23 protein-coding genes, 2 tRNA genes and 3 rRNA genes are annotated in these 26,401 nt (G+C 42.8%); 6 read left to right on the top strand and 22 right to left on the bottom strand.

All coding sequences use genetic code 11. The features are described 5' to 3' along the window. Positions 1 to 44: 44 nt before the first annotated feature. Together mlaE and mlaF are read right to left on the bottom strand one after the other, a co-directional pair. The gene (gene mlaE / locus A4G13_RS05890) at positions 45 to 827 is read right to left on the bottom strand and encodes a lipid asymmetry maintenance ABC transporter permease subunit MlaE (RefSeq protein ID WP_011200880.1); all 783 of its coding nucleotides are present in this window, start codon (positions 825 to 827) and stop codon (positions 45 to 47) included. Then, the gene (gene mlaF / locus A4G13_RS05895; protein ID WP_011200881.1) at positions 824 to 1,636 is read right to left on the bottom strand and encodes a phospholipid ABC transporter ATP-binding protein MlaF; all 813 of its coding nucleotides are present in this window, start codon (positions 1,634 to 1,636) and stop codon (positions 824 to 826) included. Before mlaF ends, mlaE begins: the two co-directional genes overlap by 4 nt. A 243-nt stretch (positions 1,637 to 1,879) precedes the next feature. Here mlaF and lptC point away from each other — a divergent pair, with 243 nt between their 5' ends. The 5 genes from lptC to rapZ are packed head-to-tail and all read left to right on the top strand — an operon-like array spanning position 1,880 to position 5,111. Next, on the top strand, positions 1,880 to 2,455 hold the full coding sequence (gene lptC / locus A4G13_RS05900; protein ID WP_090655070.1) for an LPS export ABC transporter periplasmic protein LptC: 576 nt from the start codon (positions 1,880 to 1,882) through the stop codon (positions 2,453 to 2,455). After that, a complete protein-coding gene (gene lptA, locus A4G13_RS05905; protein WP_011200883.1) occupies positions 2,436 to 2,951 on the top strand; it encodes a lipopolysaccharide transport periplasmic protein LptA in 516 nt (171 codons plus the stop codon). The genes lptC and lptA overlap by 20 nt, the downstream gene beginning before the upstream one ends. 9 nt (positions 2,952 to 2,960) lie before the next feature. Beyond that, on the top strand, positions 2,961 to 3,686 hold the full coding sequence (lptB, locus tag A4G13_RS05910; protein WP_090655068.1) for an LPS export ABC transporter ATP-binding protein: 726 nt from the start codon (positions 2,961 to 2,963) through the stop codon (positions 3,684 to 3,686). Positions 3,687 to 3,689: 3 nt separating this feature from the next. Beyond that, complete coding sequence (gene ptsN, locus A4G13_RS05915) at positions 3,690 to 4,214, top strand: PTS IIA-like nitrogen regulatory protein PtsN (RefSeq protein ID WP_011200885.1); 525 nt, start codon at positions 3,690 to 3,692, stop codon at positions 4,212 to 4,214. Between the two features lie 27 nt (positions 4,215 to 4,241). Further along, complete coding sequence (gene rapZ / locus A4G13_RS05920; RefSeq protein WP_041639924.1) at positions 4,242 to 5,111, top strand: RNase adapter RapZ; 870 nt, start codon at positions 4,242 to 4,244, stop codon at positions 5,109 to 5,111. Positions 5,112 to 5,210: 99 nt separating this feature from the next. Here the strand turns inward: rapZ and iscX are convergent, their stop codons facing one another. The 10 genes from iscX to trmJ all read right to left on the bottom strand — a co-directional run bounded on the left by iscX (position 5,211) and on the right by trmJ (position 11,966). Next, entirely contained in the window at positions 5,211 to 5,405 is a 195-nt protein-coding gene (gene iscX, locus A4G13_RS05925) for a Fe-S cluster assembly protein IscX (RefSeq protein WP_011200887.1), read from the bottom strand. Then, positions 5,405 to 5,746 (bottom strand): ISC system 2Fe-2S type ferredoxin, encoded by a 342-nt coding sequence (gene fdx / locus A4G13_RS05930; RefSeq protein WP_090655066.1) that lies wholly within the window; start codon positions 5,744 to 5,746, stop codon positions 5,405 to 5,407. Before fdx ends, iscX begins: the two co-directional genes overlap by 1 nt. A gap of 24 nt (positions 5,747 to 5,770) precedes the next feature. Continuing rightward, positions 5,771 to 7,621 carry a Fe-S protein assembly chaperone HscA gene (hscA, locus tag A4G13_RS05935; protein ID WP_090655063.1) on the bottom strand — a complete coding sequence of 617 codons (1,851 nt, stop codon included), beginning with the start codon at positions 7,619 to 7,621 and terminating at the stop codon, positions 5,771 to 5,773. A gap of 78 nt (positions 7,622 to 7,699) precedes the next feature. Continuing rightward, on the bottom strand, positions 7,700 to 8,221 hold the full coding sequence (hscB, locus tag A4G13_RS05940) for a Fe-S protein assembly co-chaperone HscB (RefSeq protein WP_090655060.1): 522 nt from the start codon (positions 8,219 to 8,221) through the stop codon (positions 7,700 to 7,702). A 3-nt stretch (positions 8,222 to 8,224) separates the two neighbouring features. Then, complete coding sequence (iscA, locus tag A4G13_RS05945) at positions 8,225 to 8,599, bottom strand: iron-sulfur cluster assembly protein IscA (protein ID WP_011200891.1); 375 nt, start codon at positions 8,597 to 8,599, stop codon at positions 8,225 to 8,227. A 53-nt stretch (positions 8,600 to 8,652) separates the two neighbouring features. Then, the gene (gene iscU / locus A4G13_RS05950) at positions 8,653 to 9,036 is read right to left on the bottom strand and encodes a Fe-S cluster assembly scaffold IscU (RefSeq protein WP_011200892.1); all 384 of its coding nucleotides are present in this window, start codon (positions 9,034 to 9,036) and stop codon (positions 8,653 to 8,655) included. Between the two features lie 29 nt (positions 9,037 to 9,065). Beyond that, positions 9,066 to 9,359 (bottom strand): cupin domain-containing protein, encoded by a 294-nt coding sequence (locus tag A4G13_RS05955; RefSeq protein ID WP_011200893.1) that lies wholly within the window; start codon positions 9,357 to 9,359, stop codon positions 9,066 to 9,068. Between the two features lie 93 nt (positions 9,360 to 9,452). Beyond that, positions 9,453 to 10,667 (bottom strand): IscS subfamily cysteine desulfurase, encoded by a 1,215-nt coding sequence (locus tag A4G13_RS05960; RefSeq protein WP_090655057.1) that lies wholly within the window; start codon positions 10,665 to 10,667, stop codon positions 9,453 to 9,455. 46 nt (positions 10,668 to 10,713) lie between these two features. Then, a complete protein-coding gene (gene iscR, locus A4G13_RS05965) occupies positions 10,714 to 11,166 on the bottom strand; it encodes a Fe-S cluster assembly transcriptional regulator IscR (protein WP_011200895.1) in 453 nt (150 codons plus the stop codon). A gap of 65 nt (positions 11,167 to 11,231) precedes the next feature. Further along, positions 11,232 to 11,966 (bottom strand): tRNA (cytosine(32)/uridine(32)-2'-O)-methyltransferase TrmJ, encoded by a 735-nt coding sequence (trmJ, locus tag A4G13_RS05970; protein WP_011200896.1) that lies wholly within the window; start codon positions 11,964 to 11,966, stop codon positions 11,232 to 11,234. Between the two features lie 185 nt (positions 11,967 to 12,151). On the opposite strand from trmJ, the gene suhB reads away from it, so the two are divergent. Beyond that, complete coding sequence (gene suhB, locus A4G13_RS05975) at positions 12,152 to 12,955, top strand: inositol-1-monophosphatase (RefSeq protein ID WP_090655054.1); 804 nt, start codon at positions 12,152 to 12,154, stop codon at positions 12,953 to 12,955. A gap of 57 nt (positions 12,956 to 13,012) precedes the next feature. Here the strand turns inward: suhB and A4G13_RS05980 are convergent, their stop codons facing one another. From A4G13_RS05980 to rpoZ, 10 genes are all read right to left on the bottom strand, one after another. Then, positions 13,013 to 14,857 carry an ATP-binding protein gene (locus tag A4G13_RS05980; protein ID WP_090655047.1) on the bottom strand — a complete coding sequence of 615 codons (1,845 nt, stop codon included), beginning with the start codon at positions 14,855 to 14,857 and terminating at the stop codon, positions 13,013 to 13,015. Between the two features lie 437 nt (positions 14,858 to 15,294). Next, positions 15,295 to 15,410, bottom strand: a 5S ribosomal RNA gene (gene rrf, locus A4G13_RS05985). A gap of 162 nt (positions 15,411 to 15,572) precedes the next feature. Further along, positions 15,573 to 18,470 (bottom strand): 23S ribosomal RNA (locus tag A4G13_RS05990). Between the two features lie 249 nt (positions 18,471 to 18,719). Beyond that, positions 18,720 to 18,795 (bottom strand) — tRNA-Ala (locus A4G13_RS05995). A 73-nt stretch (positions 18,796 to 18,868) separates the two neighbouring features. Next, a tRNA-Ile gene (locus A4G13_RS06000) sits at positions 18,869 to 18,945 on the bottom strand. 70 nt (positions 18,946 to 19,015) lie between these two features. Then, positions 19,016 to 20,558: ribosomal RNA gene (locus tag A4G13_RS06005) — 16S ribosomal RNA — on the bottom strand. Together the 16S, 23S and 5S rRNA genes with 2 tRNA genes alongside form the textbook arrangement of a ribosomal RNA operon. A gap of 384 nt (positions 20,559 to 20,942) precedes the next feature. After that, positions 20,943 to 21,752, bottom strand: coding sequence for a glutamate racemase (gene murI, locus A4G13_RS06010; RefSeq protein WP_041639929.1), 810 nt, complete (start codon positions 21,750 to 21,752; stop codon positions 20,943 to 20,945). Between the two features lie 57 nt (positions 21,753 to 21,809). Beyond that, the gene (recG, locus tag A4G13_RS06015) at positions 21,810 to 23,891 is read right to left on the bottom strand and encodes an ATP-dependent DNA helicase RecG (RefSeq protein WP_090656442.1); all 2,082 of its coding nucleotides are present in this window, start codon (positions 23,889 to 23,891) and stop codon (positions 21,810 to 21,812) included. A 5-nt stretch (positions 23,892 to 23,896) separates the two neighbouring features. Then, positions 23,897 to 26,020, bottom strand: a complete 2,124-nt coding sequence (gene spoT / locus A4G13_RS06020) for a bifunctional GTP diphosphokinase/guanosine-3',5'-bis pyrophosphate 3'-pyrophosphohydrolase (RefSeq protein WP_090656445.1) — start codon at positions 26,018 to 26,020, stop codon at positions 23,897 to 23,899. 59 nt (positions 26,021 to 26,079) lie between these two features. Beyond that, positions 26,080 to 26,346 carry a DNA-directed RNA polymerase subunit omega gene (gene rpoZ / locus A4G13_RS06025; protein WP_011200903.1) on the bottom strand — a complete coding sequence of 89 codons (267 nt, stop codon included), beginning with the start codon at positions 26,344 to 26,346 and terminating at the stop codon, positions 26,080 to 26,082. Positions 26,347 to 26,401 lie beyond the last annotated feature (55 nt).

Consider the following 26,401-nt stretch of genomic DNA (forward strand, 5'->3'; position numbering starts at 1 on the left):
TATTTTACGCAGTCCTGTTTGCGCATATCACTCAATAAAAAACCTTAACCGGCACCAAACATAATTGCTGTTAGCACAAAGTCTAACCCCAACACCAATAAAGAGGCGTTCACTACAGTTCTGGTGGTTGCCTGGCTGATACCTTCCGAAGTGGGAATACAGTCATAGCCGTTGAATAAAGCAATCCAGGTTACGGTAAAGGCAAAAACCAGGCTCTTAATAAACCCATCCCATAAATCCAGAGTTCTTACCGCATTTTGCATTACCGACCAGAAACTACCGCTATCAATACCTTTCCATTCAACGCCGATCAAATGGCCGCCGATAATCCCCACTGCAGTAAATAGCACAGTTAAAACCGGCATGGCAATCACGCCCGCCCAAAAACGAGGTGCGATAACCCGACGCAACGGATCAACCGCCATCATTTCGAGGCTGGATAACTGCTCTGTTGCCTTCATTAAACCGATTTCGGCAGTCAATGCCGAACCGGCTCGCCCGGCAAATAAAAGTGCGGTCACAACCGGGCCTAATTCCCGTAATAAGGACAACGCAACCAACTGCCCGACATTCGCCTCGGCGGCAAAATCCACTAAAATAACATAACCCTGCAATCCCAATACCATGCCGATAAAAAAGCCCGATAACAGGATAATTAATAGGGATTGAACGCCAAGCACATATAACTGTTTAATTAATAATGGAAAATGTTTTTTAATTTGCGGTTTACCCACTAAAGAGCCAAACAGCATAAAGCCCGCTCTACCTAAAGCTTTTACCGAATTAATAACATTGCGTCCCAGTGCAGAGATTAAATCAACCATCATTTATTTATTCCTCTGCCAAACAATTCTTCCTCATAATCCTGAGACGGATAATGGAAATGCACGGGACCGTCTTCCTGCCCGTTAATAAACTGTACTACTTGCGGATCAGTGCTTTGCAGCAACTGCTCCGCCGTTCCTTCCGCAATCACTCGCTTATTGGCGATGATATACGCATAATCGGCGATACTTAATACTTCCTGCACATCATGAGAAACCACAATCGATGTCAAATTCAACGCTTCATTTAAACGTTTAATTAGACTGACGATCACGCCCATACTAATAGGATCCTGTCCGGCAAACGGCTCGTCATACATAATCAGTTCCGGATCAAGAGCAATGGTTCTCGCTAAAGCGGTGCGTCTTGCCATCCCGCCGGATAATTCCGAAGGCATTAATTCCGCCGCTCCGCGCAACCCGACCGCTTCTAATTTCATTAATACAATTTGACGAATTAAGCTTTCCGGCAAATTGGTATGTTCGCGAATCGGAAAGGCTACGTTTTCAAAAGTTGAAATATCGGTAAATAAAGCGCCCGACTGGAATAACATCCCCATACGTTGGCGAACTTTATAGAGTTCCGAATTCGACATTTGGCAAATATCTTTTCCTTCAAATAAAATCTCACCCTGCTCCGGGTGTAACTGACCGCCAATCAGTTTTAATAACGTGGTTTTACCAATCCCCGACGGGCCCATAATAGCGGTAATTTTACCTTTTTGAACCTTAAGGTTGAGATCGTTATAAATCGTGCGTTCACCACGTTTAAAAGTGAGATTATTCACTTCAACCAGCGTGTTCTCACCCATAAAACCTCTGTATCATTTTTTTCTCTAATCAAATAAAACTGGGATAATCTACGAATTTTCCCCTAATGTCAAAGTTATTAGTAATAAATTTATGCCAATAAATCTGACAAAAACGTCTGCTATTCGACCATAAACTAAAAGTTTCGTTCCTCAAAACAAAGAAAAATCTTACCGCACTTGCGTAATTTTTCAAAAATTATGCTATTATTCCGCTTTATTTATTAACACAGAATTTAATATTTTATGAATATTCGCTGGAATATTATTCTTGGAACTATCGCTTTAGTATTGCTTGCCTGGTTTTATACATTAAACCAAGACAAGCCGGATTTAACCCGGTTAATCAAAGCGCCTGAAAGCCCTGAATATACCGGGCATAAAATGGAGACCACCATTTTTTCTCCCGCAGGGAAAAAACAATACCAAGCTTATTCGGATACGGCACGGCATTATGATCAAGACGGACATACCGAATTTGTAAACCCGGTAGTGTTCGCTTTAGAGGTGGAAACAGAAAATCAGGGAAAGCAAAGCTGGAAATTAACCGCAAAATCCGCCACCCTGACAAAAGATAATTTACTCTATCTCAATGGTGAGGTTGTGGCCCAAAGCCTGGATCCGATTTCTCGTTTACAACGTATTGAAACGGAAGCCGCAGTAGTCAATTTAAAAAACCAGGACATTACTTCCGATAATATGGTTACCATCCGAGGGCTCAACTTTACCAGTTCGGGCATGAAACTGACCGGTAATCTGAAACAACAAGCAGCGACTTTAAAAGAGCAGGTGAAAACCCATTATGAAATTAGCAATCAATAAAATTTTACTTACTTCCGCATTAGTGATGACTTCATTATCTGCTTTCGCTTTAAAAGACGATACGAATCAGCCTATTAATATTGTGTCTGACAACCAATCCCTGGATATGGAAAAAAGCATCGTCACTTTTACCGATAACGTTGTAATTACTCAGGGTTCCATTTTAATCAAAGCCAATAAAGTAATTATCACTCGTCCGCCCGAGGGTTCGAAACAAAAAGAAACCGTTGAGGCATTCGGTAATCCCGTTACATTTCACCAAATGCTGGATGACGGCAAACCGGCAGACGGTAAGGCCAATAGAGTCCATTATGATTTAGGTAAAGAATTTTTAACATTAACCGGTAATGCGCAATTAAAACAATTGGATAGTACCATTGATGGCGACGTAATTACTTATGATGTGAATAAACAGCAATTAAAAGCTAGCAGTACGGCAAAAAGTCGAGTAAAAACCGTATTAATTCCTTCACAATTAAATGAGAAGAAAAAATAGAGGTTACTTATGTCTATTCTTTATGCCGAAAACTTAGCGAAAAGTTATAAAGGCCGTCAGGTTGTATCCGATGTAAGCTTTACCGTAAAATCCAATGAAATTGTCGGTTTACTGGGACCAAACGGTGCAGGCAAGACAACCTCTTTCTATATGGTTGTCGGGCTTGTGCGCCATGATCAGGGCAAAATCCGTATTGATGATGAGGACATTAGCTTGCTGCCGATGCACAACCGTGCACAAAAAGGCGTAGGTTATCTTCCGCAAGAAGCCTCGATTTTCCGTCGTTTAAGCGTGTACGATAATTTAATGGCGGTTCTTGAAATTCGTAAAGATCTGACTAAAGAACAACGTCATGCCCGCGCGGAAGAATTAATTGACGACTTTAATATCGGTCATATCCGGGATAATTTGGGACAATCGTTGTCCGGTGGCGAACGTCGCCGCGTAGAAATTGCCCGTGCATTGGCGGCGAATCCTAAATTCATCTTATTAGACGAACCTTTTGCCGGTGTTGACCCTATTTCAGTTATCGATATCAAAAAAATAATTAAAGATCTGCGGGATCGCGGTTTAGGCGTGTTAATTACCGACCATAATGTCCGCGAAACACTTGATGTATGTGAGCGGGCATACATCGTTAGTGCCGGAAAAATGATTGCAACCGGAACACCGACAGACATTTTAAATGACGAACATGTAAAACGTGTTTATCTTGGTGAAGAATTTAAGCTGTAAGCTATGGTTAAATTTACTGAAATTTTATCCCCTGAAAATATCCGTCAGGGGATTATTTGTTCAAGCAAAAAACGATTACTTGAAGTTATTTCAGATATCGTAACAAAACGATTTAATCTGCAGGAAGAAGAAATCGGTTATCATATTGAACAATTGGAATGCTTTGAAACCTTGCTTTCAAGAGAAAAACTAGGTTGTACAAGCTTAGGTAACGGCATTGCAATGCCGCGGGCAAAACTGCCAATCGGCGATAAACCGGTTGCCGTATTCTTGCAATTAGCCAGCCCCGTTAATTATGAAGCGCCGGATAAAAGAGATGTTGATTTAGTGCTGGCTATTTTAATTCCGGAAAAATGCTGCGCCGCCTATTCCCCTTATCTGCCGGAATTGGCCGAGCGTTTTTCGGATAAAATGCTATGTAAGCAACTGCGGGCGGCGCAAAGTGCGGATGAAATCTGGCAAATTTTTCAATATATGGATAACTGTTTGCATGAACACACCGACGATACGGCGACGGAAGAAAAATAACACTTATCACTCAAAATGAGGCAATTTATGGAACTTATTATCATCAGTGGGCGTTCCGGCGCGGGCAAATCTGTTGCATTAAGAGCTTTAGAAGATATGGGTTACTATTGCGTTGATAACCTGCCAATCAATTTATTGCCCGAGCTTGCCGATATTTTATCGACCTCTCAGCAATCCGCCGCCGTGAGTTTAGATATTCGTAATTTACCTCATTCACCCGAAACATTAGATACATTACTTCAACAACTGGCCGATGCGCAGCATCAGGTGCGAATTATCTTCCTTGAAGCGGATCGCAGTACATTAATTCGCCGTTATAGCGATTCCCGTCGGCTACATCCGTTATCCATGCAGGATTTATCCCTTGAAGCGGCAATTGAAGCGGAGGCCGGTTACCTGGAACCTTTATTGCAAAATGCCGAATTGGTGATTAATACCAGCGAAATATCCACCCACGAACTGGCACAGCGTTTGCGTGAATTCTTAAAAGGCAAACCTGATAAAGAACTGAAAATTGTCGTCGAATCCTTCGGTTTTAAATATGGTCTGCCCCTTGATGCGGATTATGTTTTTGACGTTCGTTTTTTGCCTAACCCTCATTGGAACCCCGATTTGCGACCAATGACGGGGTTAGATCAACCGGTCATTGATTTTTTAGGTAAATATAGCGAAGTGAATAATTTTATTTATTCCACCAGAAATTACCTTGAAACCTGGTTGCCGATGCTAGAACAAAATAACCGTAGTTATTTAACCATCGCAATAGGTTGCACCGGGGGGAAACACCGTTCCGTGTACATTGCCCAGCAACTTGGCGAATACTTTCAGGCTAAGGGAAAAAAGGTCAAAATCCAGCATAAATCCTTAGAAAAACACCACAAAAAGAATTCCGCCTAATAAAAAAAGCGAATTCAATCAAACAAAAAGGACTGAACGCAATAATACGTGTTCAGTCCTTTCGTTATATAAATATAGTTTTTCAAATCACGAATTTATTTATTCGTACTCATCCAACCATCTAAGCAAGATATTTTCTAAGATCTTTTCGTTTGATGCTTCAGGGTTATCATCAAACTCTTCCAACTGACAAATCCATTGGTGCATATCGGTAAAACGCACGGTTTTAGGATCAACATCAGGATAAAGATCATAAAGATTTTCAGCAATTTCTTGCGCATCTGTCCATTTCATTAGTGGTTCTCTTCCCGCGCATGATTAATCGTATATTTAGGGATTTCTACCACTAAATCCTCATCGGCGATTTGACACTGGCAACTTAAGCGACTATCCACTTCCAGCCCCCAGGCTTTATCTAGCATATCATCTTCTTGATCCGTTGTTTCATTAAGGCTGTCACCGCCTTCGCGAATAATACAATGACAAGTGGTACAAGCGCATAAACCGTCGCAAGCGTGTTCGATTTCAATGCCCGCTTCAAGCGCGACTTCTAATAAATTATCTCCGGCGGCGGCATCAACCACCATGCCTTCCGGGCAAAGTGTTTCGTGAGGAAGAAAAATTACTTTTGGCATTTGTTTATCCTACTTTCCTGTTAATTAAATATCTTCTACGGAATGACCGGTTAAGGCGGAACGAATGGATTTATCCATACGGCGCGCCGCAAATTCCTGAGTAGCCGCATCAAGGTCTTTAATTCCCTGTTTAATGGCTAAAGTATCATTTTGTTGTTGCAACTTATCCAGCTCAACTAAGGCTTTTTTAATTGCACTTAGCTCTTCGTCATTCAATAAATCCCCATCATGAGAAAGTGCGGAAAGAACGGATTCAATTACACGTTTGGCTTCAACACGCTGTTCCGCAAGCAAGCGGGCATCAATATCCTGTTTTGCATTATCCATCGAAGCTTTCAGCATTTGAGTAATTTCGTCATCGGTTAAGCCGTAAGAAGGCTTCACCTGAATTGAAGATTGAACACCTGTAGATTTTTCCATCGCCGTTACATTTAACAAACCGTCGGCATCCACTTGATAAGTCACTCTCACTTGAGCCGCACCTGCCGCCACTGGCGGAATACCGCGTAAAGTAAAACGAGCAAGCGAACGACAATCCGCCACCATTTCGCGCTCCCCTTGAACAATATGCACGGTCATTGCCGTTTGTCCGTCTTTGAAAGTAGTAAATTCCTGCGCCCGAGCTACCGGAATTGTGGTATTTCGAGGAATAATTTTTTCCACTAATCCGCCCATGGTTTCAATACCTAAGGACAAGGGAATCACATCAAGCAAAAGCATTTCCGAATCGGGCTTATTTCCCACTAAAATGTCAGCCTGGACCGCCGCACCTAACGCCACCACTTTATCGGGATCAATAGAAGTTAAAGGTTGGCGTTTGAAGAATTCGCCCACTTGCTCGCGTACAAAAGGTACGCGGGTCGAGCCACCCACCATAACCACTTCGTTTACTTCGTCTGCTGTCACGTTCGCATCTTTTAATGCGCGACGACATGATATTAGCGAACGTTTTACCAAAGGTTGGATCAGTTGGTTGAACTGATTACGGCTAATTTTCCCATGCCAGTTTTGATATTGAATCGCAACCGTTTCATTGTCTGTCAACTGAATTTTCAGCTGAGTAGCCAATTCCACCAGTTGACGTTTTTGTTTATCATCCTGCGGTGAAATACCGGACTGCTCAATAATCCAGTCGGCAACTAAATGGTCAAAGTCATCGCCGCCAAGCGCAGTATCACCGCCGGTAGCAAGTACTTCAAACACACCTTTTGATAAACGTAAAATCGAAATATCGAAAGTACCGCCGCCTAAATCATAAACCGCAATAACCCCTTCTTTTCCGCTGTCTAAACCGTAAGCAATCGCGGCGGCCGTAGGTTCATTAAGCAAACGAAGTACATTCAAACCGGCCAGTTTCGCCGCATCCTTAGTGCTTTGACGCTGAGCGTCATCAAAATAAGCCGGCACCGTAATAACAGCGCCTTGCAATTCGCCGCCTAAACGCCGCTTTGCAAGTGCGGTCAATTTTTTCAAAATTTCACTCGAAACTTCAACGGGACTGACCGCACTTTTACGCGTACTAATCAGCGGCAGTCCGTTTTCCGACGTTTCAAATCGATAAGGTAAATTCGGGTAACGCGCCTGCACATCCTCAAGACTTCGACCAATCAAACGTTTCACCGAAATAACGGTATTCTGCGGATCGATGCTTGCCAACTCTCCGGCTTCATAGCCGACAGTGATTTCATTATTATCACCAAAATGCACAATAGACGGGACTAGGGGACGATCTTTTTCGTCTAATAAAATCTCGGTATGGGCGCTGCGCACTGTCGCCACTAATGAATTTGTTGTCCCTAAATCAATACCCACCGCTAATTTATGCTGATGAGGCGCAGCCATTAAACCCGGTTCTGCAATTTGAAGTAATGCCATGTTATTTTTCTCTAAATGTAAAACAGGCTTATGAGCCTATTTATTCATAAATTGAGTTCAAACTCACAATGAATAAAATTAAAAATCCGCTAATTTATCTTCGATTCGTTCAACTTCAGTCATTAATTTTTTGATAAAACGTAATCGATCATTAATCAGTTTTGCCTGTTGCCAATCCTTCATAGAAAGTGCGGTGGAAATTTCTGAAATTTTTTCTTTATTGCTTTGTTCTATTTCCGCAGAAAAAGTCATTAATCCGTCAATATCCTGCGTGTTTTCAATTTCTTCCAGCTGCTCGCGCCATTGCATTTGCTGCATCAAAAACGCCATATCCTGCGTACTTTTTTCTTCCGTATTTTGTTGTTCGCCCGTATTAAGCGCAATAATACAGTCCGCTCGTAAAATAGGGTCTTTCAGAATTTGTAAAGCGTCATTCACCTCGGCGGATTTTTGCATGGCAAGGCGCTGTTCCTGAGCCGAACTGTTGGCAAAATTATCAGGATGCAACGCTTTTTGTAATGCGAGATAACGTTCGGACAAACGATTTTGATCGAGTTGAAACTCAATGGGCAAATCAAATAACGCAAATGGATTATTCATAATTTATACGTTAAAACTTTCGCCGCAACCACATTGATCTTTTACGTTCGGATTGGTGAACTTGAATCCTTCGTTCAGACCTTCTTTGACAAAATCAAGTTGCGTACCGTTTAAATACACAAGGCTTTTGGTATCAACGATGACTTTAACGCCGTGTTGTTCGAATACATTATCATCCGAATTTAATTCATCAACAAATTCAAGCACATAAGCCAAGCCCGAACAACCTGAGGTTTTAATTCCCAAGCGTAAACCAATACCTTTACCACGGCTTTCTAAACATTTTTTCACATGTTTGGCAGCACTTTCCGTCATGCCGATTGAAGCGGATTGAGAACTCTGCTCCGCATCTTCCACGCTAAATTGTTCTACGGACATTTAATTACTCCCGAGTAAGTTAAGGCGCAAGCATTATACTTACGCCGTCTGTTTTATGCGCCTTTTTTAGATTTATAATCAGCAATTGCCGCTTTAATTGCATCTTCCGCCAGAATTGAGCAATGCACTTTAACCGGCGGTAATTCCAGTTCTTCTGCAATCTGGCTGTTTTTAATCGCACCGGCTTCATCTAAGGATTTGCCCTTCACCCATTCGGTAATCAATGAGCTTGATGCAATGGCAGAGCCGCAACCGTATGTTTTGAATTTTGCATCTTCAATAATGCCTTCTTCATTCACTTTAATTTGTAACTGCATAACATCACCGCAAGCCGGTGCGCCCACCATTCCGGTGCCCACATCTGATGATTTTTTATCAAAAGAACCTACGTTACGAGGGTTCTCATAATGATCGATAACTTTTTCGCTATATGCCATTTCTTGTTCCTAATTTTTAATAAAATAAATTATGCTGCCAGGGTGGATTTCACCACCATAAGTTCACTGTCTTCAAGTGCTTTTAAAGCATGCCATTCATCGGGTATCATCTGTACAATTCGTCCGGGATAAATTTCCTGCGATTCTTCACGGTTTGAAAAATCTATCCGTCCTTTGATTGGAACAACAATGACGGTTTGTGAAACTTTATGTTCCGGTACTGCCTGCCCAGCCTTCAACACTAAATGCGTAACTGTTTGATTCGGTTCGTCGATTAAGTGTTCAAATAATTTAATATCTGTTCGTCCTGTATAAACTTTCATTGTAGCCTCCTTTAAGTTGACTTGATGAATTGAATTTATTTTTCAAAATACAGACTTTTTCGACCGCACTTTTTGAGAACTTTGTACTAAATCTTAATGTGCAGACCATTCAATTTTAGACATATCAATGCCTTCTTTGAACATATCCCAAAGCGGTGATAAATCTCTTAATTTTTTAACCGCACTTTTTACTAAATCAATGGTGTAATCAATTTCTTCTTCCGTGGTATAACGACCTAAAGAGAAACGGATTGAACTATGCGCAAGCTCATCGCTCAAGCCCAACGCGCGCAATACATAAGAAGGCTCTAAACTTGCGGAAGTACAGGCTGAACCCGATGACACGGCAATATCGCGTAATGCCATCATTAAGGACTCGCCTTCTACAAAGTTAAAACTGATATTTAAATTCGAACCAACACGATGTTCCATTGAACCGTTCACATAAGTTTCTTCAATATCTTTTAAACCGTTATATAAACGATCACGAAGTTTAGTTACATACGCCATTTCTTCCGCCATTTCTTCTTTGCAGATACGATAAGCTTCGCCCATACCTACAATTTGATGAACAGCCAACGTACCGGAACGCATTCCTCGCTCATGACCGCCGCCGTGAATAATCGCTTCTAAACGAACACGCGGTTTACGACGAACATATAAGGCGCCGATACCTTTTGGTCCATAGAGTTTATGACCGGACATAGACATTAAATCAACCGGCAATTCCGCCAGATTGATAGGTAATTTACCTACGCTTTGGGTAGCGTCCACATGAAAAATAACTTTATGCTCGCGGCAAATTTTACCAATAGCTTCAATATCCTGAATCACACCGATTTCATTATTAACGTGCATGATCGACGCTAAAATGGTATCAGGGCGAATCGCCGCTCTAAATTCGTCTAAATCAACCAAACCGTCCGATTTAGGCGCAAGATAGGTTACTTCAAAGCCTTCACGCTCTAACTGACGGCAAGTATCCAATACAGCTTTGTGCTCGGTTTTGCAGGTAATGATATGTTTGCCTTTAGTTTGGTAGAAATGCGCTGCGCCTTTGATCGCAAGGTTATCTGATTCCGTCGCACCGGAAGTAAACACAATTTCACGACTATCCGCACCGATAAGATCCGCTATATGATTACGCGCGATATCCACCGCTTCTTCCGCTTGCCAGCCGAATTTATGAGAACGGGACGCCGGATTTCCGAAGATCCCGTCGCGCGTTAAATATTGCATCATTTTTTCTGCAACGCGATCATCCGCCGGACAAGTCGCCGCATAATCTAAATAAATAGGAAATTTCATTATTCACTCCATTCGTTACGTCATATCTATATGACGTGATAAAACTCTAATTATCTACAACTAATAAATTATCAAAATCTGTATGCGTTTTTTGGCTATGTTGTTTGCTAACCAATTCTTCTAATGTGATTTCGTTTAGAAAATTTTCAATACGATCGCTTAATTCCGCCCAAAGGTGATGAGTTAAACAAACTTTTCCACCCTGACAATTCCCTTGCCCCAAACATTTTGTTACCGAAATATTTTCATTCACTGCAGCGATAATCATGCCGATAGAAATTTGACCGCTCGGCTGCCCTAATTGATAACCGCCACCGGGACCACGAACACTTTTTACCAGCCCATGACGGCGTAATTTGGCAAATAATTGCTCTAAATAAGAAAGCGAAATATTTTGACGTTCAGAAATATCAGACAAAGTCACAGGACCATCTTCCGCATTAATGGCAATATCTAAAATTGCGGTTACGGCATAACGCCCTTTCGAAGTTAATTTCATTTTGCCTTTCCTTTAAAAATTAAAAATCTGCTCATTATAGTTACATAACCAAGTAAATTAGTCAACTATTTATCTCGTAATAAATCCAGCCGTTTTTCCACCGCACTTAGCATTCCGCGTAAAATATTCAACTCATTTTTCTTCAAGTTAACACGGTTATATAAATGACGAAGTTTTTGCATTACGCCTTGATTCTGAATAAAACCTAGCGATTGGTACAATTTTTCCGTATGGGCAAAAAAATACTCCAATTCCAATGCAGTAGGTTTTTGCGCAATTTCAACCGAATCCGACATTGATTCGCTTTGTCGCCCGTTTAGCCAGGCCATACGCAATTCATAACTCACCAACTGCACAGCCATGGCCAAATTCAACGAAGAATAGTCCGGATTGGCGGGAATATTGAGATGATAGCGGCATTTCAATAATTCATCATTGGTTAAACCAAATTTCTCACGACCAAAAACAATAGCGATTTGTCCGCAATGCGCCTCTTGAATAGAAATTTTGCCACATTCTCTGGGCTCGATTAAGGTACTTTGTAAGTGACGTAATCTTGCGCTGGTACCGATGACTAATGAGCAATCGGCAACAGCTTCATCAAAACTCTTAACGATCACCGCCTTGCGAAGCACGTCCTCAGCTCCTGCTGAAAGCGCCACAGCCTGCTCGTCAATGCCCTGCTTGGGAGAAACAAGATAAAGGTTTGCCAATCCCATAGTTTTCATTGCTCGCGCAGCGGAACCGATATTACCGCTGTGAGAAGTTTCGACTAACACTAATCGAATGTTATTTAACATATTTTTTACATTCTAACTAAAATTTGTGGTTATTATAGCATAATAACCTTTATATTTAGTCGGAATTTTTTAAAAATTTTAAGCTGGTAAATACAACAAATTTTACATATAATGCGCAACACATTTATACGAGTTAGAATCTCTAACTTAATTATTCCGTTCTTTAAAATCTAGTGGAAATTATTATGAATCCAATGTTAAATATTGCTATTCGTGCGGCACGAAAAGCAGGCAATGTAATTGCTAAAAGTTATGAACGCCGCGATGATATTCAAACAACCTTAAAAAGCGCTAATGATTACGTAACAAATGTAGATAAAGCTGCTGAACAGGCAATTATCGACGTTATTCGTACATCTTATCCGGACCATACCATCATTACCGAAGAAAGTGGGGCGTTAGAAGGTAAAGATAGCGATATTCAATGGGTAATTGATCCGCTAGATGGCACAACAAACTTTGTAAAAGGTTTACCTCATTTTTCCGTTTCTATCGCTATTCGTGTAAAAGGCCGTACCGAAGTCGGCGTTGTTTACGATCCTATTCGTAATGAACTATTTACTGCCGTGCGCGGTGAAGGCGCTAAATTAAACGATCTTCGCTTGCGTGTTGATGCAAAACGCGAATTGGAAGGTGCAATATTAGCGACCGGTTTCCCATTCAAACAAGCTCGTCATATGCCGTTACATTTCGCGGTAATGAATAGTTTAATTGAAAGCTGCGCGGATTTCCGTCGTACGGGATCGGCGGCGTTAGATTTATGCTACGTGGCGGCAAACCGTGTGGACGGTTTCTTCGAAATCGGTTTAAAACCCTGGGATTGTGCAGCCGGCGACCTGATTGTACGTGAAGCGGGCGGTTTGGTTACCGATTACAACGGCGGCCATAGCTATTTAACTTCCGGTCATATTGTTGCGGCACCAGCCCGTGTAGTAAAAGAAATTCTAAATCGCTTGCAACCGCTGTTAGGCGATGAATTCAAAAAATAATCGAAAAATTATATAAAATGAGGGACAAAAATAGATTTTGTCCCTCATTTATTTTTGTTATTTTTTAGCTAACCAATGTTCTAATTTTGTAACGTCCTCAAACCAACTTTGCTCAATTTCATCAATCCAGCGCTTAATATTTTCCCGCCAAATATCGGCTTCATCATGTTGACCTTTTTCAGCCAACAATTGAATATGCTTTAATCCGACAGAAGCCGCCGCACCTTTAATTTTATGCATACAGGCAGCGACATCTTTTTTCTTTTCCTTATCCTTTTGATAGTTCTGGTAAATCGTTAACAATTCATCTATATATTCGGGCATGGTTTGCTTAAATAAGGCCAAATTCTTCAACACAAAAGAAGCGCCCAACATTTCAACCAAATCGTCAAGCAGCGGATAATCAAAGTCATCGGGTAATTCGGCTGCTTTTGTCATTACCGAATTTTGTGCTGACGACACACCTATTTCATCTCCAAAATATTCAGATAAACATTGATTTAATGAGTCTAAGGACAACGGTTTGCGTAAAACATCATCCATGCCTTGTTTTTGATAATCCGATTTATTCTGCATAACATTTGCCGTTAAAGCAATTAAAGGAGGCAAATAATCATAAACGCCATCTTCATATTTTGTTCTCAAAATTTTGGCAATATCAAATCCGGTCATATCCGGTAGTTGAATATCTAAAAGGACTAAATCGTAATTATTCCGTTCAAATTTTGTTAAAGCCTCTTGTCCCGTCATGGCAGTATCCACTTGATGTCCCAGCTTTTCCAGAAGTGATTTTGCAACGATAATATTTAATTCAATATCTTCTACCAACAAAATCGATAAACTAAGATCTAAATCGGCTGTACCATCACTTATTGGTTTGCTCACTTCATCCGCCTGAATAGTGAGTATAAATGTGGAACCTTTACCTATTTCGCTCTCAACTACTAAATCACCGTTCATTAAGCGGGCGATACTTTTAGAAATAGCTAATCCAATTCCGCTACCAGCCGCTTTATGCTTATTAAAGTTCGCCTTAACCTGATAATACATGGTAAAGATTTTATTTAGCTCATTTTCTGGGATCCCGGGGCCGGTATCGCTAATAGCGAAAGCATACCGGTTTTCAGATAATCGACTAATTTTTAAGGTAACTGTTCCCTTATCCGTAAATTTCACCGCATTACTAATAAGATTCCATAGAACCTGACTTAATCTCGTATAATCAAGCAACAACCAATTCGGCAGATCTTTATCTACCTGTAAAATAAATTTCAGATGTTTCTGTTCAGCCATTAATTGCGCCACATTATAAACATCCGTTATTAATGCGTGAAAATCGGTTTCTTTTTTATAAAGCTCAATACGGCTGCCATCCAGTTTTTCTAAATCAATAATATCATTAAAAATATGTCCTAAAGATACCGCACTTACATTGATAGTCTTTAAATAATTGTATTGTTCTTCCGTAAGTTTCGAATCCAATAAAATCCGGCTTAGTCCGACAATTCCGTTCAACGGCGTTCTTAATTCATGGCTAATCGTTGCCATTAATGTAGTTTTATCGCGAATAGCCTGTGCTAAACGCTGCTCCGCCGTAGTTCGTTCACGAATTTCCTGCTGTAATTCACCAACTAAATTTGACAAATTTTGTCGAGACAGCTCCAAACGCTCAACTAATAATGCAAAGAAATAAATAACGAAAGGTGCGGAGATCACACCAAATACGACGGAATATAATAAACTTTCCCAATGAATTTGCCCGGTGATCATCAAACTCAAAAAGATATGAGTACATAGTGCCAGAATAGCAATCAGAATGAAGCCTAATAGTGAAAACTTCAAACGACCTAATTTAGTCACCCAATCAATGTAACGCTGGGCAAAAAATTTCACATTTTTCATAAATTACTCTCAAATTTTTTATCATTTTATTGTAGCAGTAAAATAAATAGATAAGAAATTTAAAAAGTATTCCTCTTTTATAAAATGTTATGTTCTGAGTTAGTCAACAAAAGTGCGGTCGATTTTTACTGATTTTTTAATTGTGGGTAAAAACGCCTAATAAAACCGGATATAACGATTTAAACGCATTATCGGTACAAATAATGAAAACAGCATTGCTGATTTTATTGAAGGGCTTAAATAACTAATTTAGCTTAGTTCCAATCCTATAAAATGCGCCTTTATTTTTACTCAAAAGTGCGGTAAATTTTCCTACAGTTTTGCGCCTACGCGCGTCAATGGCGGTGATGACGCGCCGGTTCAGTTAGTAGGTATGGGTGTGAGCACAAGCACAAAAAAAAGCCCTCATCTCTCGATGGGGGCCTCTCTTCATAACAACCTGGCGGTGACCTACTCTCACATGGGGATACCCCACACTACCATCGGCATAACAGCGTTTCACTTCTGAGTTCGGCATGGATTCAGGTGGGACCACTGCACTATCGCCGCCAGGATAATTCCGTTTCAGATACTGACCGCGGATTCTTCTCTCCGCTATCACTAGCCTACTTCTAGTCTTCTACTCTTCTATTCTCTAAAATTAAAAACAAGCCGATTCCCTGACTACTTACTTATTCCGTAATAACTTTCACTACCAAAAACACTTGAGCGTTGTATGGCTAAGCCTCTCGGGCAATTAGTACCGGTTAGCTCAACGTCTCGCAACGCTTACACACCCGGCCTATCTACGTCGTCGTCTCCAACAACCCTTACAGTATTAAATACTGGGAGAACTCATCTCGAGGCAAGTTTCGTGCTTAGATGCTTTCAGCACTTATCTCTTCCGCATGTAGCTACCCGGCAATGCGTCTGGCGACACAACCGGAACACCAGTGATGCGTCCACTCCGGTCCTCTCGTACTAGGAGCAGTCCCTCTCAATTCTCCAACGCCCACGGCAGATAGGGACCAAACTGTCTCACGACGTTTTAAACCCAGCTCGCGTACCACTTTAAATGGCGAACAGCCATACCCTTGGGACCTACTTCAGCCCCAGGATGTGATGAGCCGACATCGAGGTGCCAAACACCGCCGTCGATATGAACTCTTGGGCGGTATCAGCCTGTTATCCCCGGAGTACCTTTTATCCGTTGAGCGATGGCCCTTCCATTCAGAACCACCGGATCACTATGACCTGCTTTCGCACCTGCTCGACTTGTCCGTCTCGCAGTTAAGCTTGCTTATACCATTGCACTAACCTGACGATGTCCGACCGTCATTAGCAAACCTTCGTGCTCCTCCGTTACTCTTTGGGAGGAGACCGCCCCAGTCAAACTACCCACCAGACACTGTCCGAGTACCCGTTCCAGGCACTTCGTTAGAACATCAAACGTTAAAGGGTGGTATTTCAAGGATGGCTCCACGATAACTGGCGTTACCGCTTCAAAGCCTCCCACCTATCCTACACATCAAAATTCAAGGTTCAGTGTCAAGCTATAGTAAAGGTTCACGGGGTCTTTCCGTCTAGCCGCGGGTACACCGCATCTTCACGGCGATTTCAATTTCACTGAGTCTCGGGTGGAGACAGCCTGGCCATCATTATGCCATTCGTGCAGGTCGGAACTTACCCGACAAGGAATTTCGCTACCTTAGGACCGTTATAGTTACGGCCGCCGTTTACTGGGGCTTCGATCAGGCGCTTCTCTTGCGATAACGCCATCAATTAACCTTCCAGCACCGGGCAGGCATCACACCCTATACGTCCACTTTCGTGTTTGCAGAGTGCTGTGTTTTTAATAAACAGTTGCAGCCAGCTGGTATCTTCGACCGGTTCAACCTTCAAGGGTATACCTCTACAATCTACGCCGGCGCACCTTCTCCCGAAGTTACGGTGCTATTTTGCCTAGTTCCTTCACCCGAGTTCTCTCAAGCGCCTGAGTATTCTCTACCTGACCACCTGTGTCGGTTTATAGTACGGTTTATTATAATCTGACGCTTAGTGGCTTTTCCTGGAAGTGTGGTATCGGTTACTTCGGCACCTTAGCGCCTCGTCATCATCTCTCGGTGTTGATAAGCGTCCGGATTTGCCTAAACGCTCCACCTACCAACTTAAACGACCATTTCCAACAGGTCGATAACCTAACCTACTCCGTCCCCACATCGCAATTATAACAAGTACGGGAATATTAACCCGTTTCCCATCGACTACGCTCTTCAGCCTCGCCTTAGGGGCCGACTCACCCTGCCCCGATTAACGTTGGACAGGAACCCTTGGTCTTCCGGCGAACGGGTTTTTCACCCGTTTTATCGTTACTTATGTCAGCATTCGCACTCGTGATACGTCCAGCAGCCCTCTCGAACCACCTTCTTCCGCTTACACGACGCTCCCCTACCCAACAGTGTTTCCACTGATGCCGCAGCTTCGGTGCTATATTTGAGCCCCGTTACATCTTCCGCGCAGGCCGACTCGACTAGTGAGCTATTACGCTTTCTTTAAATGATGGCTGCTTCTAAGCCAACATCCTAGCTGTCTAAGCCTTCCCACTTCGTTTCCCACTTAATATAAACTTTGGGACCTTAGCTGGCGGTCTGGGTTGTTTCCCTCTCCACGACGAACGTTAGCACCCGCCGTGTGTCTCCTATGCATTACTCTTCGGTATTCGCAGTTTGCATCGGGTTGGTAAGCCGGGATGGCCCCCTAGCCGAAACAGTGCTCTACCCCCGAAGGTATTCACATAAGGCTCTACCTAAATAGATTTCGGGGAGAACCAGCTATCTCCCGGTTTGATTGGCCTTTCACCCCCAGCCACAGGTCATCCGCTAATTTTTCAACATTAGTCGGTTCGGTCCTCCAGTTAGTGTTACCCAACCTTCAACCTGCCCATGGCTAGATCACCGGGTTTCGGGTCTATATCATGCAACTCGACGCCCAGTTAAGACTCGGTTTCCCTTCGGCTCCCCTATTCGGTTAACCTCGCTACATAATATAAGTCGCTGACCCATTATACAAAAGGTACGCAGTCACCCTCGCGGGCTCCCACTGCTTGTACGTACAAGGTTTCAGGTTCTATTTCACTCCCCTCACCGGGGTTCTTTTCGCCTTTCCTTCACAGTACTGGTTCACTATCGGTCAATCAGGAGTATTTAGCCTTGGAGGATGGTCCCCCCTTCTTCAAACAGGATTTCTCGTGTCCCGCCCTACTTCTCGCAAGCTCAGTACCACACAATGATTTTCAAGTACGGGGCTATCACCCTGTGCCGCCCGGCTTCCCAGCCGGTTCCTCTAATCCTCATGCTATCACTTGCAGGCTCTTACGCTTTCGCTCGCCGCTACTTACGTAATCTCGGTTGATTTCTTTTCCTCGGGGTACTTAGATGTTTCAGTTCTCCCGGTTTGCCTCAATAACCTATGGATTCGGTTATTGATAGTAGATTCTTCATCTACTGGGTTTCCCCATTCGGATATCTTGGGTTAGACGCTTCTTATCAACTCACCCAAGCTTTTCGCAGATTAGCACGTCCTTCTTCGCCTCTGATTGCCAAGGCATCCACCTTGTACGCTTAGTCACTTAACCATACAACCTCAAGTATTCTTATACCTGTGTCGTTCGTTATTACTAAACACTTGACCGCTTTTGCTCGGCCAAGATTTTTTTATACTCAGACTTTCTTTTCAGAAAATCTCTCAGTTTTTCAGCTTGTTTCCAATTTTTTAAAGAACAAAAAGATAACGCCTTTCGGCTATCATCATGACTAAATAAACAAAGTCCGGTCAATTCCGGCAAGAACATTGCCTGACCCTCGATTCACTTAGTCATGATGATTGGTGGAGATAAGCGGGATCGAACCGCTGACCTCCTGCGTGCAAGGCAGGCGCTCTCCCAGCTGAGCTATATCCCCAATCCGTTTGCACCTTACAGTGCAACCTTTCCTTTTAGCTTTCACTCGTCCAGCCGGCCTCGCCGCGCTTGAGTGGTGGGTCTGAGTGGACTTGAACCACCGACCTCACCCTTATCAGGGGTGCGCTCTAACCACCTGAGCTACAGACCCAAAAGGATGTTGGTTTGTCTCTTTCTATCAAACAATCTGTGTGAACACTTGCCAGTCGCCTAAAACTTAGTAAGGAGGTGATCCAACCGCAGGTTCCCCTACGGTTACCTTGTTACGACTTCACCCCAGTCATGAATCATACCGTGGTAAACGCCCCCCCGAAGGTTAAGCTATCTACTTCTGGTACAACCCACTCCCATGGTGTGACGGGCGGTGTGTACAAGGCCCGGGAACGTATTCACCGCAACATTCTGATTTGCGATTACTAGCGATTCCGACTTCATGGAGTCGAGTTGCAGACTCCAATCCGGACTACGATGCACTTTCTGAGATTCGCTCTACCTCGCGGTATCGCCGCCCTCTGTATGCACCATTGTAGCACGTGTGTAGCCCTACTCGTAAGGGCCATGATGACTTGACGTCATCCCCACCTTCCTCCGGTTTGTCACCGGCAGTCTCCTTTGAGTTCCCATCTTTACATGCTGGCAACAAAGGATAAGGGTTGCGCTCGTTGCGGGACTTAACCCAACATTTCACAACACGAGCTGACGACAGCCATGCAGCACCTGTCTCAGAGCTCCCGAAGGCACTCCCGTATCTCTACAGGATTCTCTGGATGTCAAGAGTAGGTAAGGTTCTTCGCGTTGCATCGAATTAAACCACATGCTCCACCGCTTGTGCGGGCCCCCGTCAATTCATTTGAGTTTTAACCTTGCGGCCGTACTCCCCAGGCGGTCGATTTATCACGTTAGCTACGAGCACCAGGCCTAAAGCCCAATCCCCAAATCGACAGCGTTTACCGCGTGGACTACCAGGGTATCTAATCCTGTTTGCTCCCCACGCTTTCGCATATGAGCGTCAGTATCTTCCCAAGGGGCTGCCTTCGCCTTCGGTATTCCTCCACATCTCTACGCATTTCACCGCTACACGTGGAATTCTACCCCTCCCTAAAGTACTCTAGACTCCCAGTCTGAAATGCAATTCCCAGGTTAAGCCCGGGGCTTTCACATCTCACTTAAAAGTCCGCCTGCATGCCCTTTACGCCCAGTTATTCCGATTAACGCTCGCACCCTCCGTATTACCGCGGCTGCTGGCACGGAGTTAGCCGGTGCTTCTTCTGTGATTAACGTCAATTGCTTGTCCTATTAAAACAAACACCTTCCTCGTCACCGAAAGAACTTTACAACCCGAAGGCCTTCTTCATTCACGCGGCATGGCTGCATCAGGGTTCCCCCCATTGTGCAATATTCCCCACTGCTGCCTCCCGTAGGAGTCTGGACCGTGTCTCAGTTCCAGTGTGGCTGGTCATCCTCTCAGACCAGCTAGAGATCGTCGGCTTGGTAGGCCTTTACCCCACCAACTACCTAATCCCACTTGGGCTCATCTTATGGCGGGTGGCCCGAAAGTCCCACCCTTTAATCCGAAGATATTACGCGGTATTAGCGACAGTTTCCCGTCGTTATCCCCCTCCATAAGCCAGATCCCCAAGCATTACTCACCCGTCCGCCACTCGTCGGCAAAGAAAGCAAGCTTTCCTCCCGCTACCGTTCGACTTGCATGTGTTAAGCCTGCCGCCAGCGTTCAATCTGAGCCATGATCAAACTCTTCAATTTAAAAAGTTCAATCGCTCAAAATACTGACTATAAATCATTAATTAAATTAACTTTGTTCAGCACTCTAAGTCTTGTTTAAATTTTTTGTTTAAACGAATCTTTCAAGTGCCCACACAGATTGTCTGATAAATTTTTAAAGAACGGTTGCATTAAGCAAGGAAGGGAATTCTATTAAAAGCCGATTTCATTGTCAAGCAAACATGTTCAATTTTTTACTCAAATTTACTTATTTTTTATTTTACTTGCTTCCCTTGCGGTGCGGAGGCGTATTATAGAGATTTCAGATTGGCTTGCAAGTTATTTTTATCAAAAATTTAGAAAAACATTTCAACTGATTATCTTTTATACTAAAACACCAATTATTAGCTATAATTAGCCGAATTTTCACTCTAAGATAGATAATAATTTTAAATTTTTAAATCCCCAGAAGCGAAGTGCTTGGATAAATTTATCTTCCAGCTCAAAATGTTTTGTGTAAAAAATGCAATTATCCGTTTCCGTTTTATCCTTTGGCGTTATGCCGGCTAATAAATCAAATACTCTTTTCGCTATTGCCGTACCGGGTTCAAAATAAAATTTGACTTGCGGTAAACATAATTGAATTTCTTCTTTTATCAATGGGAAATGAGTACATCCCAAAATAACGCTGTCTAAATCGCTTAATTGTATCCATGGGGTTAGTTCGTTTCTTAATGCAATTAGATCAACTGATTCGCCATGAAGTTTTCTTTCGGCAATCTCGGCTAATTTTGTTGAGCCTATTTTTTCAACAATACAATCTTGCGCATAACGCTCAATAAGCGAGGTTACATAAGTGCGTTTAACGGTGCCTTTTGTTGCGAGCAAGCCGATATGCTTGGTCTGAGATTTTTCCGCCGCCGGTTTAATAGCCGGAACGGTGCCGATAATAGGAATGGCAAAATGTTGTCGCAAAGTGGGAAGAACAACCGTACTTGCCGTATTACATGCAATTACAATCGCATCTAAGGGATATTGTTCATTGATTTTTTTGCATACGGTTAATGTGCGTTCAATGATGACTTCTTCACTTTTTTCAGAATAGGGAAAAAAGGCATTGTCAAAGCAATAGAGATAATGTGCGTTTGGCAATAATTGTTTGACTTCCTTGTAAACACTGAATCCGCCTACACCGGAATCAAAAAATAGGATTGTCGGTTTTATTTCTGTATTCATAATCAATCCGTTAAAATTCTCGAATTTTTTACCGCACTTTTGCTCGGAAGACGAGTATCAAGCGTTACTATAAATTTCCCTGTTATTCAACCAGCGCTTAATTAATGTATCAGCCACATCAGGATATTCCACAATAAGCCGGCGCGCATAATGTTGGACGGTCGGAATCATTTTACGATCGCGCATTAAATTTGCCACTTTAAATTCTGCGATACCAGTTTGTTTTGTTCCAAGTACTTCGCCCGGACCACGAATTTCCAAGTCCTTTTCCGAGATAACAAATCCGTCTTGGCTTTCACGTAAAACCTGTAAACGCTTTTGTGAAATTTTTCCCAGCGGCGGCTTATACATGAGTACGCAAAATGAAGCGGTGCTTCCCCGTCCGACACGCCCGCGCAATTGATGCAGCTGAGATAATCCCAGGCGTTCAGCATTTTCAATAATCATTAAACTTGCATTCGGCACATCCACCCCCACTTCAATTACCGTAGTCGCCACTAAAAGATCGAGTTCCGCCGCTTTGAAACTTGCCATAATAGCCTGTTTTTCTGCCGGTTTCATTCGGCCATGAACCAGACCTATACGCAAATGCGGTAAAGCGCGATGCAAATCTTCCGCCGTTGCCTCGGCGGCTTGTGCCTCTAGCACCTCGCTTTCGTCAATTAACGTACAAACCCAATATACTTGGCGGTTCTCATTAGTACAAGCGTTATGCACTCGAGCAACAATTTCCGCTCTGCGTTCTTCCGATACAACAATTGTTTTAATAGGCGTACGACCCGGCGGCAATTCATCGATAATTGACGTATCTAAATCCGCATATACCGTCATCGCGAGAGTACGTGGAATCGGTGTTGCCGTCATGATCAATTGATGCGGATAATTACCTGCTTTTTCACCTTTTTCCCGCAACAGTAAACGCTGATGAACACCGAATCGATGTTGTTCGTCAATAATGACTAATGCGAGATCGGAAAACGCTACTTCTTCCTGGAATAACGCATGAGTCCCCACCACCATTTGAACTTCAGCATTTTTTATCCGTTCAAGTTCCGATTGACGCGCCTTGCCTTTCACCTTTCCGGCTAGCCAACCGACTTCAATACCGAAAGGTTCGAACCAACGGCGGAAATTTTCGGCATGTTGTTCAGCCAGAATCTCAGTGGGCGCCATTAGTGCGACCTGCTTACCGTTATCAATGGCAGTTAACGCAGCTAAAGCGGCGACTAAGGTTTTGCCCGAACCGACATCCCCCTGCACTAACCGCATCATCGGATAATCTTTTGCGAGATCCCGCTCAATATCTTGTGTCACTCTAACCTGGGCATTCGTCGGTTCAAAAGGCAGTGTTGCCAAAAATCGTTGTTTAAGATCCGTCTGAAAATGTAAAGGCAGCGCTTGAAATTGCTGAGTTCCTAACCGCACTTTTTGCATGGCGAGATTATGCGCCAATAATTCTTCGAAAATTAACCGCACTTGTGCGGGATGGGCGCCCTTTTCAAGGCTTTCAACGGACACATCCGGCGGCGGACGGTGTAAAAAGCGAATCGCCTCTTTCAAGCTAAAGGGATAAGGATTAAATTGATCAGGTAAAATTTCTGCGATTTGAATTTTATCAAGCAGTTCCAATGCCTGATCAGTCAGTTTACGTAATGAATTTTGCTTTAATCCTTCCGTCGCGGAGTAAATCGGCGTGAGATTTTCTTCTAATTGAAGCGGTTGCTTATCCCTAATAATTTGGTATTCGGGATGGTGAATTTCGGCCATGAAACGGCCGCGTTTTACTTCACCGAACACTTTGACGCGAGCACCCAGTTGAAAACCATTACGCATTCCCGCATTAAAATTAAAGAAACGCAACATAATTTTCGAGGTGCCGTCAGACAAACTTACCGTTAAAATCGGGCGACGGCCAAATTGAATCTCACAAGTTTGAACAATACCTTCAATCGTTGCGTATTGCTCCGGGCGGAGATCTGAAATAGGCGTAATTCTTGTACGATCTTCATAACGAATGGGAAGATGGAAAAGCAAATCCTGTAAATTATTAATACCGATTTTGCTTAACTTGGCAGAAACAGCAGCTCCCACACCGGAAAGTGATGTGAGAGGTATTGCATCAAGAAGTTGAGTTGTCATGCGATCTATTCGTTGATATTGCGTTCGACAGACTGTACGCCGGAAAGACTTTTAATTTTACGCATGATATTGGCAAGATGTTTGGTATCTTTCGCACTTAAGGTCAACGTCACATGACAAATACGACCTTCACTTTCTTCCGTCCAAATGCTATGAATATTACTTTGTGCCGCCGATATCGCCGCCGTTAGATTGGCCAATGCACCTTGCTGAGCAACCATATTAATATGTAGCTCGGCTTCAAACTCCGCAGAATGATCACACTGTTCCCATTCAACTTTAATAAACGGGACGGATTGTGTCGTCCGTTTCTTTAAATTGCGACAATTTTCATGGTGTACGACAAGCCCCTTACCAGGATTGGCATAAGCTACAATTGAATCGCCCGGAATCGGATGGCAGCATTTAGCAAAGTTGACCAATAATCCGTCCATACCTTTAATAGGTAAGCGTTCCTGATTGTTAACTTCTTCAATATCCGTATAGATAGCGAGACTTTCACCTTGCAAACGACGGGCAATAACTGTACTCAGTTGATTACCTAATCCGACTTCCGCCAATAAGTCATCCATTGTATCCAGATTTAATTCAGTTAAAACATGATGAACTATTGCCGGATCCAAATCTTCAAGATGTTTACCCGCTAAAGCGTGAAGTAATTGATATCTGCCTAAATTAATTGCTTCTTCAAGACGCAAAGTTTTTAAGGTTTGGCGGATTTTCGCCCGAGCGCGCCCGGTTACCACAAAATTCAGCCAGTTAGCGTTTGGTGTCGCATTAGGTGACGTAATAACTTCAACGGTCTGTCCCGAACGCAACGCTTGTGATAACGGGTAAGTTTCGCGATCCACTTTTGCTCCGACACAGGTACTGCCGATACTGGTATGAACCGCATAAGCAAAGTCAATAGGCGTCGCCCCCGCCGGCAATTCGATAATTCTGCCTTTCGGCGTGAATACGTAAATTTCATCGGAAAAGAGATCTGATTTTACGCTTTCAATAAATTCGAAAGAATTACCTGCACTTTGTTGCAGCTCAATAATGCTTTGTAGCCAATGTTGCGCTTTAATTTGTGCCGTTGTCGTATCATTTTTACCGCCCGGTTTATAAACCCAATGAGCGGTCACACCTAATTCCGCGATTAAATTCATTTCCTCCGTACGAATCTGAATTTCAACCGCCACGCCATGCGGACCGATAGTCGAAGTATGTAAAGCCTGATAACCATTTGCTTTCGGCACTGCAATATAATCTTTAATTTGCCCCGGACGAGGTTTAAACAATTGGTGCATTTGCCCGAGGACACGGTAACAATTATCAATAGAATCAACAATTATACGGAAATTAGAAATATCCATAATTGAACGAAACTGTTGATTTCTCAACCGCATATTTTGATAAATATAAAAAAGCGGTTTTTCTTCACTAAAAACCTGTGCGTTAATTCCGACTTCTTCCAAACGCTGCTGAATCGTCACCAAAATAGGATGCACTAACTCCTGTCGGGTATTACGCGCCACCTGAATAACTTTATTTAATACGGCATAACGTTGCGGATGCATGGCTTGAAAGCACAAATCTTCCAATTCGTTTTTTACTTTTTCAATACCGAGACGATGTGCCAACGGGCTGTAAATTTCCAGCGTTTCTTTTGCAATGCGGCGACGTTTATCCGGGCGCAACGAACCGAGCGTACGCATATTATGCGTGCGGTCGGCAAGCTTGATTAAAACCACGCGAATATCTTTCGTCATAGCGAGAATCATCTTACGGAAACTTTCGGCCTGCGCTTCCTGACGGGTTCGGAATTTTAATTTATCGAGTTTTGAAACACCTTCCACAATTTCGGCAACACTTTTGCCGAATTCTGTGGTTAGTTGTTCTTCAGTATAAGGCGTGTCTTCAATAACATCATGCAACAATGCCGCCATGATTGCCTCATGGTCTAAACGCATTTCCGCAATAATTGACGCTACCGCCACAGGATGGGTGATGTATGGCTCGCCACTGGAACGGAATTGCCCCTCGTGAGCATCTCGCGCAATAACAAAAGCGCGTTTTATTAAATCAATATGTTCTGAGGGTAAATAGCCCTGGATAATCTTGTTTAACGGTTCAAAAAGATACAAGGGACACCTACCTTCTTACTAAAAATTCAGATAACGAGCCGATAATTAAAAATAAAAAATTATTCAGATAATAAAGAAACAGCGTTTAATTCCACTTTTTCCTGCTCTAGCGCTTCCTGACGTTCCTGCGCGTTCATAATATTATTATCAATTAAACCTTTTTCAATTTCACGTAATGCGATAACTGTCGGTTTATCATTATCTTCCGGCACTAAAGGTTCACGAACGTGCAACTGTAATTGTCTTGCACGGCGCGCCGCAGTTAAGATTAAATCAAAACGGTTGCCAATTTTTTCAACAGCATCTTGCACTGTTACACGAGCCATATTTTACTCCATGAGTTTAATTAAAAGGGTTAAAAATAATAGGGTTGTTAATGAT

The sequence above is a fragment of the Basfia succiniciproducens genome (assembly GCF_011455875.1).
Lineage (GTDB): Bacteria > Pseudomonadota > Gammaproteobacteria > Enterobacterales > Pasteurellaceae > Basfia > Basfia succiniciproducens.